We start from the raw sequence: 18477 nt of genomic DNA, 5'->3' as shown, positions 1-18477 counted from the left end.
AAAGATGAATGAAAAATTGCGTGTTATAGATACCGGTCTACTTTCGGCGGCAGAAAACATTGCGTGGGACAGGGCGTTGATGGAAGCGCGGCAAAACGAACTCATTCCGGACACTATCCGTTTTCTCAGGTTTACACCCTCTGCCCTTGTCGGTTATCACCAGTCGGTTAAGGACGAGATAAGGGTCGATTACTGCAAGGTAAACGGAATTGAAATCAACAGGCGCGTAACCGGAGGCGGTGCGATCTATTTCGATGAGGGACAGCTCGGCTGGGAACTGATATTCAAGCGGTCGTCCTTGCCGCACCTGAAAACGATGTGGAATGTTTCCAAATCGATATGCGAATCGGCCGCATCCGCGTTGAGGGGATTGGGCGTTAACGCGCATTTCCGTCCCAGAAACGACATCGAGGTTTACGGCAAAAAAATAAGCGGTACCGGCGGAGCGTTCGAAAAAGACGTTGTCCTTTTCCAGGGAACGCTGCTGGTTGATTTCAATATTGAGCATCTTATAAGGGCTCTCAGGATTCCGGTGGAAAAACTCGCAGACAAGGAACTCCTTTCCGCAAAAGAAAGGGTGGCATCACTTTCGGATCTTCTTGGCGTGCCGCCGCCGATGGAGACGATCAAAAGTATGTTGGCCAATGAATTCTCCTCGCTTTTTGGAAAACCGCTTGGCGTTGAGCAACCAACCGAAAACGAAAAAAAACTTTATAGAGGTTATCTTAAGGAAACAGCCGGCAGGGAATGGATAGAGCCCGCCGGGTTTGCGCAATCCGGCAACGTTAAGCAGATACACGCCTTTTCGAAATCAAAAGGCGGACTGTTGCATTTAACCGGCAGATTCGACGTTCCGAAAGGCAGGTTGAAGCAAATACTTGTTACCGGTGATGTTTTCGTTACGCCAAAAAGGCTTTTATACGACATGGAAAACGCTTTAAAGGATACCAAGGTCGAAAGGGTTATTTCGGAATTAACCGATTTTCTTGATGGCTACGAGTTTGAGGGAGTTGAATTGTCCGAACAGGATTTCATAAGTGCTGTGGGAAAGCTGATAGAGAAATATGAAAACATGAAACATGGGCTTGAAGTTTACGATGTAAATTCCATAGAAACGAGAGGCGCCGCGCTTGGTGAAATAAGCGGCAAAGCCGAAGTCTTGCTTTTGCCGTATTGCGCCAAACCTCTTGATTGCAAACACCGCAATGCGGACTCGTGCGAGGAATGCGGAAAGTGTACGGTGGGCGAAGCCTACACGATGGCAAAAGAAGCGGGCATGCGCGTGATTTCTATAAACAATTACGAAAACCTCGTTGGAGTTCTGGAAAACGAAAAAAAAATGGGAACAAAAGCGTTTATCGGCGCGTGTTGCAGCGCCTTTTTCAAAAAGCGGCACAAGGCGTTTGTTGATTCGGGTATGCCTTGTGCGATTGTGGATATAGACGATACGACGTGCTACGAACTCAACGAAGAAAGCATCGCGTACCTCGGCAGGTTCCAAAGGCAGACGAATCTGAAAATAGATGTCCTAAAAAAGGTGATTGATATCAGGAATAAAAGGCGGCATTTCAAAAATAGTGCTAAAGTCTGAAAGTTGTTTAAGGTTTAGGGCGTTCTTGAAAAGGAGAGGGGTGCGGTGTTAAGTTGAAATTAGGGGCTGTGTTCCTTATAGTTCTCTATTGAAGGGGTCAAGCGCTAAAGCCGCCGGAGACGCTATTGCCGGGAAACAATTTTGTTGGGGATAAGCCAAGATGAAGCCGCTGAAAATAGTACTGTGCGATTTCGCGCCGTCACTGGCAGGCAGGCCGCTATGGGATGTTATAGAGCCTCCTCTGGGGCTTATGTCGCTTTCTTCGTGGATAAAACGTGCGTTCGGAAGCCGTGTTGAGGTGCGCATTCTGCAGGCAAGGATGGACTTCTCCACATTTGATCAGTTCGGACGCCTGGTATCCGAGATTGACCCGGACCTTGTCGGGCTCCGTTCTCTCACTTTCGAATCGAGGCAGATTCATCGTGCGGCCGCCATCGCAAAAAGTAAAACAGGCGCAAAGGTTATTGTGGGCGGCCCCTACCCGTCGTCCGCGCCGGAAAGGATTGCCAACGACCCCAATATTGACGCGGTAGTTATAGGTGAAGGGGAAAAGACGCTGGAAGAAATTGTTTCATGCATTCTTTCAGGCATGGAAGACTGGCGCAATGTGCGAGGCATATGTATTAATCATAATGGCGATATTATTCACACGGGAGAAAGACCTCTAATATCCGATCTGGCCGAGCTGCCAATGCCGGACTACGACGCGGTGCAATTGCATGATTACAATAAATTGGCCGGCTTTTCCTGTTCGTCGAGGCCAAGGGCTACCATTCAGTTTTCCCGTGGGTGCCCTTACAGCTGCACCTACTGCCACGACATAATGAAAAAAACTTACCGCACAAGACCTCCGGAAGCGGTTTTCGAGGAAATCGAGTTTTTGAGGCGAGAAAAAAATATCCGGAACTTTATTTTCGTCGACGACCTTTTTAACCTGCATGCGGAACAAGCCGAAATACTTTTGCGAAAAATACGCGATGAACTTCCCGGTTTGCGCCTGTTCTTTCCAAATGGCCTCCGCGGAGACCGCATTGAACCCGGTTTCATAGACCTTCTTACAGAAGCGGGCATGGTGGAAGTCAATTACGCTCTTGAAACCGGTTCGCCGAGAATGCAAAAGTTGATAAAGAAGAATCTCAATATTTCTAAGCTGATCGAAGCGGTCAATATAACTGCCGAGAAGGACGTCGTCGTCGGACTTTTCATGATGATGGGTTTTCCGGATGAAACCGAAGAGGAAGCGGAAATGACTTTCAACGCATTGATGAAAATGCCGATGGTCCATTTTCCGTACCTTAATATGCTCAAAATCTACGAAGGTACCAGCATGTACCGCGAAGCGGTTAAGAAAGGTTGCGACATGGGCCGAACTGCATCCGGTCTCGAAGAAAGCTTCGACAGGTTTAACCCGGAATTCTTACCGTTTTCCGAAAAGGTTGTTTTGAGAATCAGAAAGCGCATTTTGCGCAGGCACTTTTTTAAAAAAGCCCGGCTCGCGCACGTCCTTCCCATACAGAGAAAACTTTTCATAAAATCGGAACTGGAGCGCAAATATAGTACTTATCTTCCGAAATTCGACGGCATGGAATCGCTCGACCGCCGCGCATACAGCGCTTATACAGCCATTGCCGGTCCGGCGCCAATGTCGGCGGTCAGGTACTGAGCGGAACCTTCCTTGCCGATTGAGTACAGCCGGGCCGTTTTAGGTTAGCAGGCAGATCGCCTTTTACCTTTTGCTGAAATACTCCTGTATTTCCCAGAAGCGCTCCATGAGTCTTTCGTGGGGAATCTCGGAAAAGGAGGTTCCTGTGTCAATGAAATGTATCTGCCGCCAATCCATTTTTTCCGGAATTTTTCCATCTGCCTTAAGTTTATCGAAAAGGTGGGAACCGGGCAGCGGTGTAAATACGGACCACGATACCCTGTCGAGATTCAGCCTTTTGGCCAAATCGAATGTCATATCGATATCGCGCTCCGTTTCGCCGGGTACGCCAAGCATGAAAAAACCGGAAACTTTTATATGGCGGCGGGCGATTTTGACGGCGGATTCTATCTGCTCTATAGACGTTTTCTTTTTAAGGGTATCCAGAGTTGCAGGTGAGCCTGATTCAATGCCAAGGTCTATTTGCTCAAGTCCGGCTTCGGCCATTTGGACAATCTGTTTTTCACTAACAAGGTCAACGCGGCTGTTGATTTGCCACTTTATGTCGAGTTTGGCTTTAAGTACTTCTTCGCAAAAACGGTCGATCCATTTTCGTTGAAGGTTCAGGATGCTGTCCTTGAACCATATGCCTTCTATCCCGTAGCTTTCCTTAAGTGTTTGCATCTCTTCGACTACCAGCTTTGGGTCGCGAATTCTGTAACCGCGTCCCATGGTCTGGTTTACCGCGCAAAAAGAGCAATCGTACGGGCAGCCGCGCGAAACTATCATCGATATCCCGTCTATCGACCTGAGGTGGCGGGTGTAGCTTATGTATTCCCTTATCGGAAAACTGCCGTAATCAGGGATAGGAAGGCTGTTTACATCTTTTATTATCGGAGCCTTGTCCGGGATAACGGGCCTTCCGTTTTTTTTGTACCCCATTCCGGGAATATCTTCCGGCGAGCCTTTCCTTAAGAGTTGAGTCAACGGCTCTTCTCCCTCGCCACGAACAATATAGTCCACGCTGCCTTCCGTCAGCGCTTCTTCCGGCATTACGGTAGGGTGAACCCCGCCTAAAACGACGCGGGCCGATGGGAGAATTCTTTTTACAAGATCCGCCAGTTCAATAGCCGAAGAGTAAGTTGTAGTCATCGCGGTTATCCCGACAAAAGGCGGTCTGTTCCTTTTCAGGAAATCTTCTATCGCTTTTGTACCGAGCCTTTCGCCCTGAACATCCATAAGGGACGCATCAAAACCTTTCTTGCGCAGCGATGCGACGATAGACGCCAGCCCAAGTGGCGGCTCGAACGGGAGCACGTACATGTTTCCTTTCTCTATAAGTGAAAGATTTTCAGAAAAACGGTCGCGAAAGGCTTCTGGTTTCAGGTACGAAGGGTTAATAAACAAAATATCCATTCTCTTGCCTTAAATTTATTTTATCTGCTATTCTTTATGCATACCATAGAATAAAAACAAGGGATTTTAAAAATAATATTTGGAATGCAATCAGGGGGAATGGATTAACCATGCCTGTAGTAATAGTTCGCGTTGAACACTTGGGAAGCGGCGCTTCGGAATCTTTCTATTCTCCGTCGACATGCATTCACGACTTTATCAAAAAGGGCGAATCTTACACTGTGGCGGATTTCAGGAAAAGAATGCTCGAGGGCCTGAAAAAAGCAAACCGTCTTGTTGTCGACAAATACGGGTATGCATGTTTTGGCTGCGATATCGAGATTATGAAAGTCGAGAAACTGCCCGAAAACGAAAACAAATCGCAAATTAAAGTAATGGAACTGAAGCCATGACGCCGCGACTTTGGCGGCCGGCCGGCGATACAAACCGAAGGATGTGTTATGAAAGTAGCTGATGAAATAATCACTAATATAGAAACGGGTATAACGGCGCTTGGCCAGATAGATATATCCAAACTCGAAAAGTCCGGCGTTCATATGTTGTCCGCAAGGCTGATGGGCCTTACCGAAAAACTCAATAAGCTTGCCTACATGATGCTCTATACGGTAGAGAACCAGGACCCGACGCCGAATGAAGATTTCAAAAAGCTTCGATAGGCGGACTTCCACTTGGACGCGGACATTTCCGGCATGAACCTGACGAAATTAAAACTCGACCTTCTTTGCCACGGTATAACTATGGACGACCGCCTCAAGGAAGGCCTAATTCCGCGATACCGCTACAAACGCGCGTCCCTTTCCGAGGGCCGATGCTTTCAGCTGGAATACGAAGGCAGAACCACCGTGATAAACCTTGCCGTATATGAGAAATTCGCCCAAAGCTCGCCCTACCGGTACGATCATGAAAAAAGAGGGCTCTTTTTTGACGGCAACTCTGTGTGCAAAATGGTACTGGTCGATGATCCCGAATGGTATCTTTACGAACTTGGAGACGGGACGATGTGGGGTTCTCAAATTCAGCTTCACGGGACGGGGGTCCTGGCGACCTCGCTTTCCAGTTATTGCGTCTTCAAGGACAAGAACGAAGGCTGCGGGTTTTGCGGAATGACCCTTGATAAAGACAACCGTGCAAAAGACCCGAAAAAGTTGGCGGCCGTTCTTGCGGCTATAGAGAAGAAATACCCCGGAGTTTTTCATGAACTTAACGTCAACTCCGGTACGTCGCTAAATGATGATAGGGGCGCGGAAATGTTCCTTGAAACAATAAAGGAAATCAGAAAAGCAAGCGACGTACTTATCGCCGCGCAAATAGCGCCGATGGAAGACTTTTCATGGGTGGACAGGTTGAAAGATGCCGGGCTAAGCAGCCTGAGTTTCAATTTGGAAATATGGGATAACGATGTGCGCGAAAAGATCATGCCGGGAAAAGGAAGGATACCGAGGGAACTTTATCTGGACATACTTGAATACGCGGGGAAGGTTTTCGGCGGGGTGAATGTTTCATCGTGGCTGATAGGCGGGCTGGAGCCGCCGGAATCTACAATTCAGGGTGCGGAGCAGATTGCACGGCGAGGAGTTTTGCCTTTTGTAACCGTCTTCCGCCCCCTCATAGGTTCGACCATGGAAAATGAAAAACCGCCTGACATAGAAACGATGATAAAAATATACAAAGAGCTGAAAAGTATTTTAGGAAAATACGGTCTTGATCCCCAAAAAGCCGATACTGGCTGCGCAAAATGCGATTGCTGCGCGGCGGGCAGGGAGGTTCTGACGCTTGGGGTTTGATATGAATAAAACAACGTCTTTGTGGGAGACTGTCATCTCCGAAGGTACCTACCACCTGGAAATGCCGGACGAGCTGGTCATTCGTTCTATAAATATGTTCAAACGCGAAAGCCCAAAAAAAATACTGGATGTTGGCTGCGGTTTAGGAAGGCATATTCAGCTCTTCGCGGAGCGGGGACACACGGTGCTGGGGGTTGATATAGCGCTTAGCGCAATAAGAAAATCGCGAGTTAAAGCGGTGCCTTACCCGAGAGCATACCTCGCACTTTGCGATGTAACACATCTACCGGTGTCTTCGAACCAGTTTTGCCTGGTACTGGCCTGGCGCATGCTGCACCTTAACGACAAGGATCACATAGATGATGCGCTAAAAGATATTCACAGGATTTTACGACCGAACGGAATTATAATCTGCTCGGTTCGGTCGACTTCAAACACACTTTATTTCAAGGGCAAAAGGGAAGGAAGGGAAATAGAGCCGGGTACCTTTGTTATAGACGTGGGCGGCATTGCCGGGCTTATTTATCATTTTTTTTCAAGACAAGAAATTGAAACCACATTTTCGAAGTACTTTACAATAAGCTCCATAGAAGAAAAAGAACTTGAACATACAAGCTATACCTCAAATGATAAAAAGCACCGGAACTGGTTTTGGATTATAATTGGCAGAAAAAGGGGAAATGGAGATTGATATGATGCGTTTTTTCTGGCACATTTCTTTAATTAAAGTTGCGCTATGCCGGTAATAATCAAAAACCGAGAAAACGGGCTAGGGCAGATTCTTGTGGGCATGGAGACTCTTGCCAATGCCCTTAAGATTACTTTCGGCCCCCGCGGCAGGCACGTTATGATTGAAAAATCCGGAGACCCCGTAAAGTTTACGAGGATAGGCGCTGAAGTGGCCGACGGTTTTCGTTTGAGCGGGACTTTCCAGAACCTTGGCGTTTCTCTTTTGCGCGGCGTTGCGGAATCAACGTATCGAAACGCGGGCGATGGGTCGGTAATGTCCACCGTAATGGCAATGAAGCTCTTTAAAGAGTGTATAAGGCTGGTTCAGTCCGGCCATTCCATAGTCGACCTTGGGAAAGGCCTGCTTAACGGCGCTGAAAAGGTCAATGAAAGCCTTACCGCTTTTTCGAAACCCGTTAAAACAATAAATCAGATGGAAAGCCTCCTTGTAACATCGAGCGGGGGCGATTCATGGATAGTGGAACCGATTCTCAGTTTGCACAAAAAGCTTGGAGATAAAGGCTCGGTAACTTTCGGGTACACGGACGGCATTGAAAACAAAATAATATTCAGGAAAGGTCTCTCGTTTGACGAAACATACTTGTCGCCTTACTTCGACGACCCGAACAGCGAATCCTCTGAACTGGACGATCCCTTTATCCTGGTCTGCGCCGATAAAATTACGGATATGGAAGAAGTTTTAAGTCTTACCGAAAAAATCTCAGAAACGGATCGACCGCTGCTGGTTATTGCCGAAGATATTAATGACGACGCGCTTTCGCTGTTCCTGCTGAACAAGAAAAGCGGCGTGCTGAACACCATATGCGTAAAGGCGCCGGGGTTCGGCGACAAGAGGGTGGACCTTTTGGAAGACATTGCCGCCTTTACGGGTTCCAAGGTTTTTGGAAGGTCGCTTGGCAGTCCTTTTGAAAAGATCGGTCCGGACAAGCTGGGCGGCGCGCAAAAAGTCAGGGTGGAAAGATCGCGGACTATCATCATGGATGGGAAAGGCACAAAGAGCCGGCTTAAAAAGCGGCTGGGGGAACTCAGGAAGCGCCTCTCCGAAGAAACCGACGACTACGAAAAACAGACTATGAAAACACGTATCGCAAAGCTTATGGCGGGAGTGGCGACCATAAAAATTGGCGGTTACACCGAAACGGAAAAAAGTTTAAAAAGATCGCAGATTTCACACGCATACTCCACGCTGCTATCGGGAATGGAAGGCGGGTATGTGCCCGGGGGCGGACTTGCGCTTATGATGGCGGCAAGCGCCCTTGAAAAATCAAGGCCCGGAAATAACTACGAGCCGGCCTATAAAGCGCTGGCTACGTCATTGTGCGCTCCGCTTGTTCTTCTGGCAGAGAATTCCAACGCTAACGGGGACTACATAAAAGAAAAAGTAACCGACGGCTCGTTTAAATCGGGATTCAACGCCCTTACCGGCAAACTTGAAAGCGTTGCTTCATGGCCGGTAATCGATCCGCTTAAAACCGTTCTTGTAGCAGTCGATACAGCGGTGAGCTTTGCCGTCAATCTGCTGTCCAGCGAAGTGTTTATTGCCGAAAAACCTTATGTCCTTGCCGAAGACGAGGCTCCCTTGCTGGGACTGAAAGGGCACAAGGGCATGCGCGGCATTGCCGGCATGGAACACGACCACAAATAATTAAACTGACTCGTTCGGACGGTTTATAGGATAATGCAATAAGCCTCCTATTGCATTTTGTATTGCGGGAACTGCAAACACAAGCCCGCTGACACAGGTTAACATCCTGTATTTCTTTTAATTACCTCACCTTCCCCACACTCGACCCTCCAGAAGCAGGTTTTCAGACGGTGTGTTCAAGGAGGGAATAGATATTGCTCTGTTTTCAGTTAGGGTATTGGGATAGAAAAAATTCATATTTAGGAGGAAATCAGATGAATAAAACTTTTAACCTTTCCACTATCGCTCTTAAAGACGCCCTTTGGCTAACAGCCGGTCTAATATTGGCAGTCTCTTCCATCATCATAGTTTCTTACGGAGCAGACTCCATTGTGATGGGCGTGCACGACACTTTCCACGATTTCAGGCATGCTATCGGGATGCCCTGCCACTAGTTTTGATGGATGATTCGCATTTGAAAAACGGTATCTTGGTTGGTTTTATTTCCGGTGTTCTATGGGGATGGGTTTCGCTTCTTAGCAATTACATAACGGGAATAGGCCCTATCGAGCAGGGATTCTTCCGGGAGCTTCTTCAGTATTCAATCGGAGGGGCCATTTTTGGAATGATTATCGGCTGTCTCTTTTTGCTTGTCGGCAGCCGGATGCCTTTCAAGAAAATACTTCCAAATGCCGTTGTACTTTCAGTCTTCTTCTGGCTTGCCTTGAGGCTTGGAGGCCAGATACTTTCGCATGAAAACTACGCAAGGTACGTTACCGATTCCGCGGAAACCATACAGGGTTTCGTGTTGGCGGTTGTTCTGGGGTGCATACTGGGAGCATTCTGGAAAACAGAAAATAATGAAAATGGCTGATTGGGCTGGAAAAATACTATGCTACGCTTTAGCCGGATTATAAAGAGGGGAAATTATGAATGATAAAAAGAAGGAAGCAAAAGCAAACCGCATTAAAATGGTCAGTAGAAGATCGTTTCTGGAAACTTCGGCGATGGGACTCGGTGCAGCAACGCTGGGCCTGCCTGCTATCAACTCGTACTCCGAGGCGGCAGAGTATCCGGTGGTTAAAAGCTGCTACCTGCCGATTACGGACGCAACCCCTATAATCCTGGCGCATGAGCTGGGATTTTACAAGGAAATAGGCCTTAAATCCGAACGTCCGATACTTATTCGCGGCTGGTCTCCCATTGCCGAAGCATTCATGGCAAGAAGATTCAACCTTACCCACCTGCTTTTGCCGATACCGATGTACATGAGGTTCGGCCTGGGCTTTCCGGTAAAAGTTGTGGCATGGGATCACATTAACGGATCAGCGCTAACCGTCGGTAGAAAAAGCGGCATAAAATCGTACGCCGACTGCGGCGGAAAGAATATCGCCGTTCCGTACTGGTACTCGATGCACAACATTATCATGCAGTTGATCCTACGCAAGTATGGCATTGAAACGGTTATACAAAACAGGAACAAACCGTTGACAAACAAGCAGTGCAACCTTTTCGTCATGGCGCCGCCGGATATGCCTACAGCAATGGCTACCGGGGCAATCGACGGCTACATTGTTGCGGAACCGTTTAACGCAGCCGGCGAGTTACTGGCCAAAGGAACGATAGTGCGTTTCACCGGCGATATATGGAAAAACCATCCGTGTTGCGTTGCGGTTATGCAGGAAGAAGTTGTCAAGAACAAGGATTATTCCCACAAAGTTATTCACGCCCTTGTAAAGGCCGAGCTATGGGCTTACCAGAATACGGAGAAGGCCGCGCACATAATGTCGAAAGACGGCGCGGGCTACCTGCCGCTGCCTGAAAAGATTATTAAACGCGCAATGATCTACTACGATCCGCAGGTTTACGGCAAGTCGGGCACAGGCGCCATCCAGCATCCGGAGTGGAATGCCAAGCGCTGGTCGTGCGAGCCTTACCAGTTCAGGTCCACCACGGACAGGGTCGTTGCAGAGTTGAAGCGAACGAAGATGGAAGGCAAGGTAGAGTTTATCCAATCGATGGACGCCAACAAGGTCCAAAACGAATTAATGTACCTAGACGGTGTTGTAGAAGCCGCCAAGAAACTCGGCGGCCTGCACCTGTTCGACGGCGTGAACAAGGATGATCCCTATAACCGTGTAGAGGTTGTAGAGGTATAAAGGCAATCTTGTGCTTCCGACGGATTTGAACAATGTGTCACGGGGAGCGGAGAGCCGCTTCCCCGGGCGCTTTACTAACAAGAGTGCCAGAACCTGACTAAGGAAAGGGAATTAATAGTGAAAAGTGTCACGGGAAAAATCAAACTGTTTGTAAGTGTTGTAACTGTTACTTTTATCTTTGGAATTACTGCATGCGCCACTACCGGGATAACCGCCCAGGAGAAATCAGATCTTCTTGGCACAACTCTGGCTAAAATATCCAAGCTGACTTGGGGAATACAGGACCTTAAAAGACAGGGACTGGCAGATAGCCACAAGGAAGTAAGCGCCAAGTCGGCCGCCCTCGCCAAAAAGAAGGCAAAATTAAAGGAACTGCTTGAGTCCGGCGTGAAACCCGACGAAGCAATAGTACCCGTTACAGGGGAGACACTCCTGAAATACAGTAAAAGAAGGAAGATGACACCGGACGTTGTCAGTCTCTTGAAAAAGCACGGCGCGACAAAATAAGCGGCCGTTGGTCGGTGCGGCATCCGGTTACCGATGCCGCAGGCGGCGGCGGGTAAGGCCATATAGAGGGCCCGGGCTGTCTGCCGATAGACCGGGTCAGACTTTTTGCATCCGTTGCAAGCTTCCCCTTAGTTTCAGGACGGTTTCGGTAATTGAAGGGCATTCCTCGAAAGGCGGCTTACCTGCAAGGTCGGCCTTTACCGCACAGATGTCGAAGGGAAGAACTGCGATAATATTTTCTGCTCCCAGCACTTTCTCTATAGTCTTTCGTTCGTTTTCATCGTGCACCTTGTTCAGTACGAAGCTTGTACGGGGAATGCCCAACTGCTCTGCAAGGCCAGTTATTTTTTGCGCCGCCTGAATAGATCGCATCCCCGGTTCGATTATTACGATAAGGTTGTCGACAGACTCCGCCGTTCCCCTCGTTAAATGCTCGAAACCTGCTTCCATATCCAGAATTACCCACTCGTCCCGTTCGATAAAAAGATGGCTCATGAAAGACCGCAAAAGCGCATTTTCCGGGCAGTAGCACCCGGTCAGGGCTTCCTTCAGCTCGCCGGTAACGATCAGCTTGAGGTTTTTGATATTTACGGCAAAGCGGTCTATAAAATCGTCGACCTTTGGGTTGAGCACGAACATTGCGCCGAAATCGCCGGGGCTGGCGCCCGTTCTTTCTTTGAGTATTTCTTTGCGCTCTATGAGGGGTATCAAAGGCCCTTCCTTTTCGGCGTCATATCCGATGGCCTGCGCCAGGTTGCCGCTTGGATCCGCATCGATTGCAAGGACCGATTTGCCTTCTTTAGCCAGTTGAAGGGCGAGTATAGAACTTACGGTTGTTTTTCCAACCCCACCTTTCCCGCTAATTGCGATTTTCATTTTGCGCACTTTTTTCCAGCTGAGGAGCGCTGATACCGTATTTCTTGATTTTGCGGTAAAGAGTGGTGTAATCAATATCTAGTATTTTCGATGATTCGCTTTTGTTCCAGTTGGTCATTTCCAAGACCCTGAGTATGTGCTGGTATTCCACGCTTTCGAGCGATAGTTCTGTCGGGTATTCCGTAAGGATGCGGTTGCTCTCTCCGGCGAGTCCGGCAGGTATGCTCGCCGTTGATTCGGGATCGTCCGGATCGTGCAAAGCCACCATTCTTTCGAGCGTATTGCGTAATTCACGTATATTGCCGGGCCAGTGGTACTTTTTAAAAGCTTCAATTGCCTCATTGTCAATATTGCAATTCTTCCTCTCACTTTTGCATATCTCCTCAAGGAAATGCTTTACCAGCAAGGGGATATCGGAAATTCGCAACCGAAGCGGAGGGATAAGGAAGTTTACCACCTTAAGCCTGTAGAAGAGGTCTTCTCTGAACTCTTTGTCGCCCACCATCTGCTTAAGGTTTTTGTTTGAAGCGGTTACTATCCTTATGTCGACGTTAATAAACTTGGTTCCGCCCACGCGCATGAACGACCTTTCCTGGAGGACGCGCAGCATTTTTGCCTGAAGATCCATTCTGAGGTTGTTTATCTCGTCCAGAAAAAGCGTTCCGTTATTTGCAACTTCCATAATGCCTATTTTCCTGCTTGTCGCGCCGGTAAAGGAGCCTATTTCGTGGCCGAAAATTTCTGACTCCAGAAGATCAGGCGGAATTGCTGCGCAATCGATAGGCACGAAAGGGCCGTAGCGCTTCGGACTGTTATAATGTATATGCCTTGCCAGCAGCTCTTTCCCTGTGCCGCTTTCTCCTTCAATAAGTATATTAACAAGGCTTTCGGATAGTTTATGAACGTCTTTCATTATGCTTTTCATGGCGGGACTGCTTGTTATAAGCGGCAGTGGTTTATTGGAACTGTCGATCTGGGCCTTTAGCGAAATGTTTTCAGTTTTCAAATGGCGGGTTTGTATTCCCTTTTCGATAATAACTTTCAGGTGGTCGGGTTCGAACGGTTTTTGCAGAAAATCGTAAGCTCCCATATTCATAGCTTTTATTCCCGCCCTGATGGAAGAAAAAGCCGTTATCATTACGAAGACAATGTTCGGGTCAATCTTTTTTGCCTGCTCCAGAACATCAAAACCGTCGATGTCGGGCATCATCAGGTCGCATACCACAAGATCGAAGCTGCTATCTTTCTCGATCAGTTTTAATGCTTCCCGGCCGCTGAGGACGTATTCCATATGGTAAAGATCATCCTCCATGTTCCGCATTATGCCTCGGACAACCGGAAGCTCATCGTCGATTATTAGTATTTTGTGCATATCTTTATACTTTACAGTTCCTCTTTCTTGTCGTTTAATGGGGCATCCTCATTATTGACATGTGTGCATGTCGCGATCACATCAAATATAATTTTGAAACATGCCCCTTGGCCGAGCTTGCTTTCTATTTTCAGTTCACCGTTATGGTGTCTGATTATACCGTAGCTTACCGCAAGTCCGAGCCCCATTCCTTCGCCAATTTTTTTCGTTGTATAGAAAGGATCGCATACCCTGTTAATATGAGTCGGAGCGATGCCCTTGCCGTCGTCTTTAAAAGTTATTTGTACTTTGGAATCGATGACTTTGGTCGAAATTGCCAGCGTTCCTTTGCCCTTTGTGGCGGCAATGGCGTTTTGAATGATATTGCTGAAAACCTGAATAAGCTGGGCTTCGTCCGCCTTGACTACGGGGTTGGCTGGGTCGTAATCCTCAATAATATGCATTTTGATATCAGGCGTTGTTTTTGTAATTATCCTTAAGATTCCGTGCAGAAGTGCGCTTATCTCAACCGGGGCGACGGTTTTCGGCGCCTCCATGGACAGGTCCATAAGCTGCTTTATAATATTGCCGCAACGTTTTCCCTGATCTTTTATCATCTCAAGGTCTTCGGAAAGAAACGGATCGTTCTTGTAACGCTTAATCAGCCCGCTGGAAAGGCCGATAATGCTCGTAAGCGGATTGTTTATCTCGTGCGCCATGCCGGCGGCGAGTACGCCAACCGATGCGAGCCTGTCCGATTCTTTCAGCTTATTTTCCATTGCAAGGAGACTCGTTATATCCTTGAAAACTTCAACTCCCCCGTATATTTTTCCGTTGGAGTCGATCAGCGGTGCGGTACTCTTTAGAATCACAAGCTGTTTCCCGTGCCTGCTGACAAGGTTAATACGCTCATTATGTATATCGCAGCTTTTCTTGCCGCCAGTTTTGCCGTTTCCGTTATCCGAAAAGAGGCCACAGGTTTGTTCGCTGCATTGTGGGCTCTGAAAAATATCGGTGCACTCTCTGCCAATGGCCTCGTCCTGCGTGTAGCCGAGTATTTGTTCGCTGCCTTTATTGAAAAAGCGTATTTTGCGTTTCGTATCAATAATCATCAAACCGTCGGAGATCGAAGTAATAATAGTTTCCGACTGACGCCGTTCCTGATCGAGTTTCCGTATGGTGTACTTCAACTTGGCGCCCATATTGTTAAACGCCCTAGCAAGGGTCCTGAATTCCTGCGGGCCGGAATTCAGATTTATCTTAAAGTCGTATTCGTCGCGCCTGATTCGATCCATTCCTTCCATTACCTGGTTTATGGGCTTAGTAATCTTGTAAGCGCTTGAAATGGACATTAAAATGCCTATAAGTGCGAGCAGGGCGGCAAGCAGAAATCCGCGCTTGAAAATTCCCCTTATTTCATCTTCGACTTTTCTCATGTCATGCTCCAACACGATATAGCCGACAATCTTGTTTATAACGAAAATCGGGTATGAAAGGGTAAAGGTGGATTTCGGGACGCGGTTGTACTTTTTCAATATCCCTGTCGATTCCAGCAGTTTGAAATCGGCCGGTAACGACACTTTCTCGCCTATTCGCCACCTGTCGGTATGGGCAATAATGGTTCCGTCGCTGTTTACAATCATGACGTATTTAACTGTAAGGGTCTCTTTTATTTTCTGGGTGTACTGGTTCAGCTTGTCGTAGTTGCTCCAAAATAGCTGCGTAGAGGTGGAGATACTCATTATCTTCAAAATGGAAGAGGCGCTGTCCTCAAGGTTCTTTAAGGCGATTTTCTTCTGGGTATGTGTGAAATAAACAGTGGAGATGCTTACGAACAACAGTATGTATAAAGTTAGCAACCCTATAAGCATTTGCTGAAGTTTCACTTAGTACAATCCCCCATCCTCTGATATCATATGCAATCAATTTTATCAGATTTGTGTGGAATATGTACAGGGCACACGGGGTTTAAGTAATGAAGCTATATTGTACCAAGTTTTCAGAAGGAGTAAACTCCCTTAGCATTTTTCACGCGGCAGCGGAACTTGGAATCGAGTGTGTGATAATAACTTCTCCTGCCTCGACGTTTGTCAGCACTGGTTATTTTGATAACGCCGCATCGGTGCTGAACAGAGATAAGCTTCTTGCCGACGGGATACCCGTATTTCGGAGGAAAATCGGGGGGGGAGTGGTACTCCTTGATCCTGACCAGGTCTTTTACCAGATAGTGCTTGATAGGAACAGCCCGATTTTGCCGCGCATGATTAAAAACGCATACGTAAAATTCTCCAAAGCGCCCATAAAAGCTTTCGCACAACTTGGTGTGCAAGTGGAGTACAGACCAATAAACGATTTGGTCGTTACTGCTTCGAAATTAAAAATATCGGGACAGGGCGCCGGGATTGTAGAAAAAAGCTTTGTTTTTGCAGGTAATATGCTCATTGATTTCAACTGTGAGTTAATGGCCGACATTCTGAACGTTCCAGACAAAAAAAAGGCCTCCCTCGTAAAGATGCTCAAGAGTAACCTTACAAGTCTAACAAAGGAACTTGGCCGCAAACCGGATAAAGAAGAGGTCGAATCCGTCCTGGCTGAAAAATTCAAAAGCGAGTATCCGCAGCTTGAAGAATCCTCACCGCCGGATACGCTTTTGCAACGGGCATCCCAACTCTCCGTCCAAATGACGTCGGACGTTTTTGTTTACGAAGAGTCGGGCCGCTCCCATGATCAAATAAAAATCCGCGAAGGCGTATATTTCGACAGAACCTAAGCCATATCGGACAGATCGCGGCTTGCGGCTTTAAGATACTCCTCAGCCCCTTCGGAGCCGGTTAAAAGCGTATGGGGAAAATCCTTATGCGTCGGTTTAAGTTTAACTATCCAGTTGCTGTATGGATCGCCATTGACCCGGGCCGGATTTTTTACAAGTGAATCGTTTACTTCCAAAATGACGCCCCCAATGGGGGTCGATATGGGGCCTACCCATTTGCTGCTTTCAACCGTAGCGACACTCTGGCCGACCCCGATTTCCTGTCCAACGCCTTTTGGAGCCAGCGAAACCAGTTCGCCGATCAACTCTACCCCTATGTCGGTTAGGCCTATCAGGCAATTTCCGCTTTCGGACCGAACCCATATGTGCTCCACTACTTTTCCGTTATTGATCCAGTAGTAAAGATTTTCCGGTACTTTGCTGTTTTTTATAAAATGCTCCTACAATTATTTATTTTACAGTAAACGTCAAAAATCGCATTAACCGCGCCTAAATAGATTTCGCATCCTTTCCGGTCTCGTTAACCGGAGACGCCTGCTGAATCGGCAAAATATTGTAGCATGAAGAAACTTATAAAGACAGGCTGGCAACAGACCCGAATTGACTCATATTAGATGTAACCGAAGGGCGTGCTTTAGGGCCAGATTCACCACCAACAATTACCCAGTCAATACCGTTAAGGTTTAAATCTGGTAAAGGACAAAGTAACGGCTCATGCGAATGATATTTAGTAAATGCTCCTGACTTTTTCAGGTGCTCTGCACGATAGACGTAATCATTATTTTCAATAGAAACACCTACCCATATATTATCTGTCCAATGCAATATGGGGCTTAGTTCCTCCAGTCTTTCGGCTCTTCTAGTTAATACTTGGAACGTGAGCCAATTAGCTCCATTCATAATCTGAAATAGCTTTTGGATGAACGGATACGGTACTGATTCATGGAAAGTGTCACTCATAGAGTTCACTGAACTGCATCCCAAGGAAGTATGCGATTGCATATAAGAGCGTGACACTCTTGGACTGCCACCATACATGATCCCTCCACAAGAATTGGTGCCCAAGGCCGTTGTACGCAAACACCGTGAAAAATACGGCTGTTACGTATAAAACATAATAGAGATAGCTGATGTCCCAAATTGACAGGTACAGGAATAAGTTATAGGCGATCATAACAGCCACAATCCCTGAAATAAATCACGTCGTATTGACCAACTGGTAATCGGGTATTCTGAAATTAAGATAAATGTGACCAATTTGCATCCCAACTGTAGCCAAATTGTAGCCAACAAGTGCTGAATACTCGGAAATAGCCGGACTCCTCGGAACTACCAGAAAAGCCCTAAGTGTCTCATTTTCAACATTTCACGGAGGAACAAACACCAAATCAGGCAGTTATCAAAATCCCCAATCTTGCCCTTTCACGGCGGCAACAGGGGTTCAAATCCCCTTGGGGACGCCAATTTTTCAACCAAACCTCGCCTAAACCTTTCAACTCCAGTTCCGTTTTCCGGCTGACGCAGGGGTTCCCCTCCTACGTCGGGACTTGGCAAATCCCCTTGGGGACGCCATTATTTCCAGGCACTTATCCTGTTCCAACGCTTCCAGACTTTATAGTCTGTGCTATTTTTGAAATCGCCTCTATAAGGCGGCAACAATGAAACTAGGAATTAATGAAGCAGACTATTATGGATAGACTGGCAATCGGTCAGTGTTGAGCAAGTTATTAAGATATTGCTTTAATCAAACAGTATACTGTAAAACCCGGCAATAGGAAAGACTCCCCCGGCTAGCGCGCGACCTGGAATTACGGAATGCGGGGGTTGCCTTTGTCATGATGTTCCCGGCACTCACTCCACCGGCATACCGGTCACATCAGATAAATTGAGATGGTTGTGCAACAGGCTCCGATGTGATATACAGCAAGCATATTATTTAACTATGTAGGGAGGATAAATACCATGTCATTACAAATGAAGTTAATGTCTTTGCTAACGATCGGAATA

At 47.3% G+C, this 18477-nt stretch carries 19 protein-coding genes; 12 read left to right on the top strand and 7 right to left on the bottom strand.

Annotation, left to right across the window (positions count from 1 at the left end):
- The first annotated feature begins 4 nt into the window (after nucleotides 1–4).
- Together V3S16_RS12280 and V3S16_RS12275 are read left to right on the top strand one after the other, a co-directional pair.
- Nucleotides 5–1591: a lipoyl protein ligase domain-containing protein gene (locus V3S16_RS12280; RefSeq protein ID WP_413885346.1), complete on the top strand. Its 1587-nt coding sequence runs from the start codon at nucleotides 5–7 to the stop codon at nucleotides 1589–1591.
- 160 nt (nucleotides 1592–1751) lie between these two features.
- On the top strand, nucleotides 1752–3254 hold the full coding sequence (locus V3S16_RS12275; protein WP_413885344.1) for a B12-binding domain-containing radical SAM protein: 1503 nt from the start codon (nucleotides 1752–1754) through the stop codon (nucleotides 3252–3254).
- 63 nt (nucleotides 3255–3317) lie between these two features.
- Here V3S16_RS12275 and V3S16_RS12270 read toward each other — a convergent pair whose 3' ends face one another.
- Complete coding sequence (locus V3S16_RS12270; RefSeq protein WP_413885342.1) at nucleotides 3318–4649, bottom strand: B12-binding domain-containing radical SAM protein; 1332 nt, start codon at nucleotides 4647–4649, stop codon at nucleotides 3318–3320.
- A gap of 110 nt (nucleotides 4650–4759) precedes the next feature.
- On the opposite strand from V3S16_RS12270, the gene V3S16_RS12265 reads away from it, so the two are divergent.
- From V3S16_RS12265 to V3S16_RS12225, 9 genes are all read left to right on the top strand, one after another.
- Entirely contained in the window at nucleotides 4760–5041 is a 282-nt protein-coding gene (locus tag V3S16_RS12265) for a hypothetical protein (protein WP_413885341.1), read from the top strand.
- Between the two features lie 48 nt (nucleotides 5042–5089).
- Nucleotides 5090–5305 carry a hypothetical protein gene (locus V3S16_RS12260; RefSeq protein WP_413885339.1) on the top strand — a complete coding sequence of 72 codons (216 nt, stop codon included), beginning with the start codon at nucleotides 5090–5092 and terminating at the stop codon, nucleotides 5303–5305.
- Between the two features lie 12 nt (nucleotides 5306–5317).
- Nucleotides 5318–6433, top strand: a complete 1116-nt coding sequence (locus V3S16_RS12255; protein WP_413885337.1) for a radical SAM protein — start codon at nucleotides 5318–5320, stop codon at nucleotides 6431–6433.
- Nucleotide 6434: 1 nt separating this feature from the next.
- Nucleotides 6435–7124 carry a class I SAM-dependent methyltransferase gene (locus V3S16_RS12250; protein WP_413885335.1) on the top strand — a complete coding sequence of 230 codons (690 nt, stop codon included), beginning with the start codon at nucleotides 6435–6437 and terminating at the stop codon, nucleotides 7122–7124.
- A gap of 45 nt (nucleotides 7125–7169) precedes the next feature.
- Nucleotides 7170–8828 carry a chaperonin GroEL gene (gene groEL, locus V3S16_RS12245; protein WP_413885333.1) on the top strand — a complete coding sequence of 553 codons (1659 nt, stop codon included), beginning with the start codon at nucleotides 7170–7172 and terminating at the stop codon, nucleotides 8826–8828.
- A 254-nt stretch (nucleotides 8829–9082) separates the two neighbouring features.
- Nucleotides 9083–9262: a CbtB domain-containing protein gene (locus tag V3S16_RS12240; protein ID WP_413885331.1), complete on the top strand. Its 180-nt coding sequence runs from the start codon at nucleotides 9083–9085 to the stop codon at nucleotides 9260–9262.
- A 20-nt stretch (nucleotides 9263–9282) separates the two neighbouring features.
- Nucleotides 9283–9681, top strand: coding sequence for a hypothetical protein (locus tag V3S16_RS12235; RefSeq protein ID WP_413885329.1), 399 nt, complete (start codon nucleotides 9283–9285; stop codon nucleotides 9679–9681).
- A gap of 55 nt (nucleotides 9682–9736) precedes the next feature.
- Nucleotides 9737–10966 carry an ABC transporter substrate-binding protein gene (locus V3S16_RS12230; RefSeq protein WP_413885327.1) on the top strand — a complete coding sequence of 410 codons (1230 nt, stop codon included), beginning with the start codon at nucleotides 9737–9739 and terminating at the stop codon, nucleotides 10964–10966.
- Between the two features lie 117 nt (nucleotides 10967–11083).
- The gene (locus V3S16_RS12225) at nucleotides 11084–11473 is read left to right on the top strand and encodes a hypothetical protein (protein WP_413885325.1); all 390 of its coding nucleotides are present in this window, start codon (nucleotides 11084–11086) and stop codon (nucleotides 11471–11473) included.
- A gap of 96 nt (nucleotides 11474–11569) precedes the next feature.
- Here V3S16_RS12225 and V3S16_RS12220 read toward each other — a convergent pair whose 3' ends face one another.
- From V3S16_RS12220 to V3S16_RS12210, 3 genes are read right to left on the bottom strand one after another with little or no spacing between them, the layout of a single operon-like run.
- Nucleotides 11570–12349, bottom strand: coding sequence for an AAA family ATPase (locus V3S16_RS12220; protein ID WP_413885323.1), 780 nt, complete (start codon nucleotides 12347–12349; stop codon nucleotides 11570–11572).
- Entirely contained in the window at nucleotides 12333–13721 is a 1389-nt protein-coding gene (locus V3S16_RS12215) for a sigma-54-dependent transcriptional regulator (RefSeq protein ID WP_413885322.1), read from the bottom strand. Before V3S16_RS12215 ends, V3S16_RS12220 begins: the two co-directional genes overlap by 17 nt.
- 11 nt (nucleotides 13722–13732) lie before the next feature.
- Nucleotides 13733–15586: an ATP-binding protein gene (locus V3S16_RS12210; protein ID WP_413885320.1), complete on the bottom strand. Its 1854-nt coding sequence runs from the start codon at nucleotides 15584–15586 to the stop codon at nucleotides 13733–13735.
- Between the two features lie 89 nt (nucleotides 15587–15675).
- Here V3S16_RS12210 and V3S16_RS12205 point away from each other — a divergent pair, with 89 nt between their 5' ends.
- Complete coding sequence (locus tag V3S16_RS12205; RefSeq protein WP_413885318.1) at nucleotides 15676–16470, top strand: biotin/lipoate A/B protein ligase family protein; 795 nt, start codon at nucleotides 15676–15678, stop codon at nucleotides 16468–16470.
- Here the strand turns inward: V3S16_RS12205 and V3S16_RS12200 are convergent.
- The 3 genes from V3S16_RS12200 to V3S16_RS12190 all read right to left on the bottom strand — a co-directional run bounded on the left by V3S16_RS12200 (nucleotide 16467) and on the right by V3S16_RS12190 (nucleotide 17653).
- Nucleotides 16467–16844 (bottom strand): hypothetical protein, encoded by a 378-nt coding sequence (locus V3S16_RS12200; RefSeq protein ID WP_413885316.1) that lies wholly within the window; start codon nucleotides 16842–16844, stop codon nucleotides 16467–16469. The genes V3S16_RS12205 and V3S16_RS12200 overlap by 4 nt on opposite strands.
- Nucleotides 16845–17040: 196 nt before the next feature.
- Complete coding sequence (locus tag V3S16_RS12195; protein ID WP_413885314.1) at nucleotides 17041–17430, bottom strand: DUF5131 family protein; 390 nt, start codon at nucleotides 17428–17430, stop codon at nucleotides 17041–17043.
- Nucleotides 17423–17653: a 7TM diverse intracellular signaling domain-containing protein gene (locus V3S16_RS12190; protein ID WP_413885312.1), complete on the bottom strand. Its 231-nt coding sequence runs from the start codon at nucleotides 17651–17653 to the stop codon at nucleotides 17423–17425. Before V3S16_RS12190 ends, V3S16_RS12195 begins: the two co-directional genes overlap by 8 nt.
- Between the last annotated feature and the right edge of the window lie 824 nt (nucleotides 17654–18477).

This window comes from Candidatus Desulfatibia sp. (genome assembly GCF_036446775.1).
Lineage (GTDB): Bacteria > Desulfobacterota > Desulfobacteria > Desulfobacterales > UBA11574 > Desulfatibia_A.
Note: the sequence above shows the minus strand (reverse complement) of the source record. Positions and strands in the feature narration are given on the sequence as shown.

Bases quoted from the DNA above. Each gene is read 5' to 3' on its own strand.
- V3S16_RS12280 (WP_413885346.1), top strand. From the start codon at position 5: ATGAATGAAAAATTGCGTGTTATAGATACCGGTCTACTTTCGGCGGCA.
- V3S16_RS12275 (WP_413885344.1), top strand. From the start codon at position 1,752: ATGAAGCCGCTGAAAATAGTACTGTGCGATTTCGCGCCGTCACTGGCA.
- V3S16_RS12270 (WP_413885342.1), bottom strand. From the start codon at position 4,649: ATGGATATTTTGTTTATTAACCCTTCGTACCTGAAACCAGAAGCCTTT.
- V3S16_RS12265 (WP_413885341.1), top strand. From the start codon at position 4,760: ATGCCTGTAGTAATAGTTCGCGTTGAACACTTGGGAAGCGGCGCTTCG.
- V3S16_RS12260 (WP_413885339.1), top strand. From the start codon at position 5,090: ATGAAAGTAGCTGATGAAATAATCACTAATATAGAAACGGGTATAACG.
- V3S16_RS12250 (WP_413885335.1), top strand. From the start codon at position 6,435: ATGAATAAAACAACGTCTTTGTGGGAGACTGTCATCTCCGAAGGTACC.
- groEL (WP_413885333.1), top strand. From the start codon at position 7,170: ATGCCGGTAATAATCAAAAACCGAGAAAACGGGCTAGGGCAGATTCTT.
- V3S16_RS12240 (WP_413885331.1), top strand. From the start codon at position 9,083: ATGAATAAAACTTTTAACCTTTCCACTATCGCTCTTAAAGACGCCCTT.
- V3S16_RS12230 (WP_413885327.1), top strand. From the start codon at position 9,737: ATGAATGATAAAAAGAAGGAAGCAAAAGCAAACCGCATTAAAATGGTC.
- V3S16_RS12220 (WP_413885323.1), bottom strand. From the start codon at position 12,349: ATGAAAATCGCAATTAGCGGGAAAGGTGGGGTTGGAAAAACAACCGTA.
- V3S16_RS12215 (WP_413885322.1), bottom strand. From the start codon at position 13,721: ATGCACAAAATACTAATAATCGACGATGAGCTTCCGGTTGTCCGAGGC.
- V3S16_RS12205 (WP_413885318.1), top strand. From the start codon at position 15,676: ATGAAGCTATATTGTACCAAGTTTTCAGAAGGAGTAAACTCCCTTAGC.
- V3S16_RS12195 (WP_413885314.1), bottom strand. From the start codon at position 17,430: ATGAGTGACACTTTCCATGAATCAGTACCGTATCCGTTCATCCAAAAG.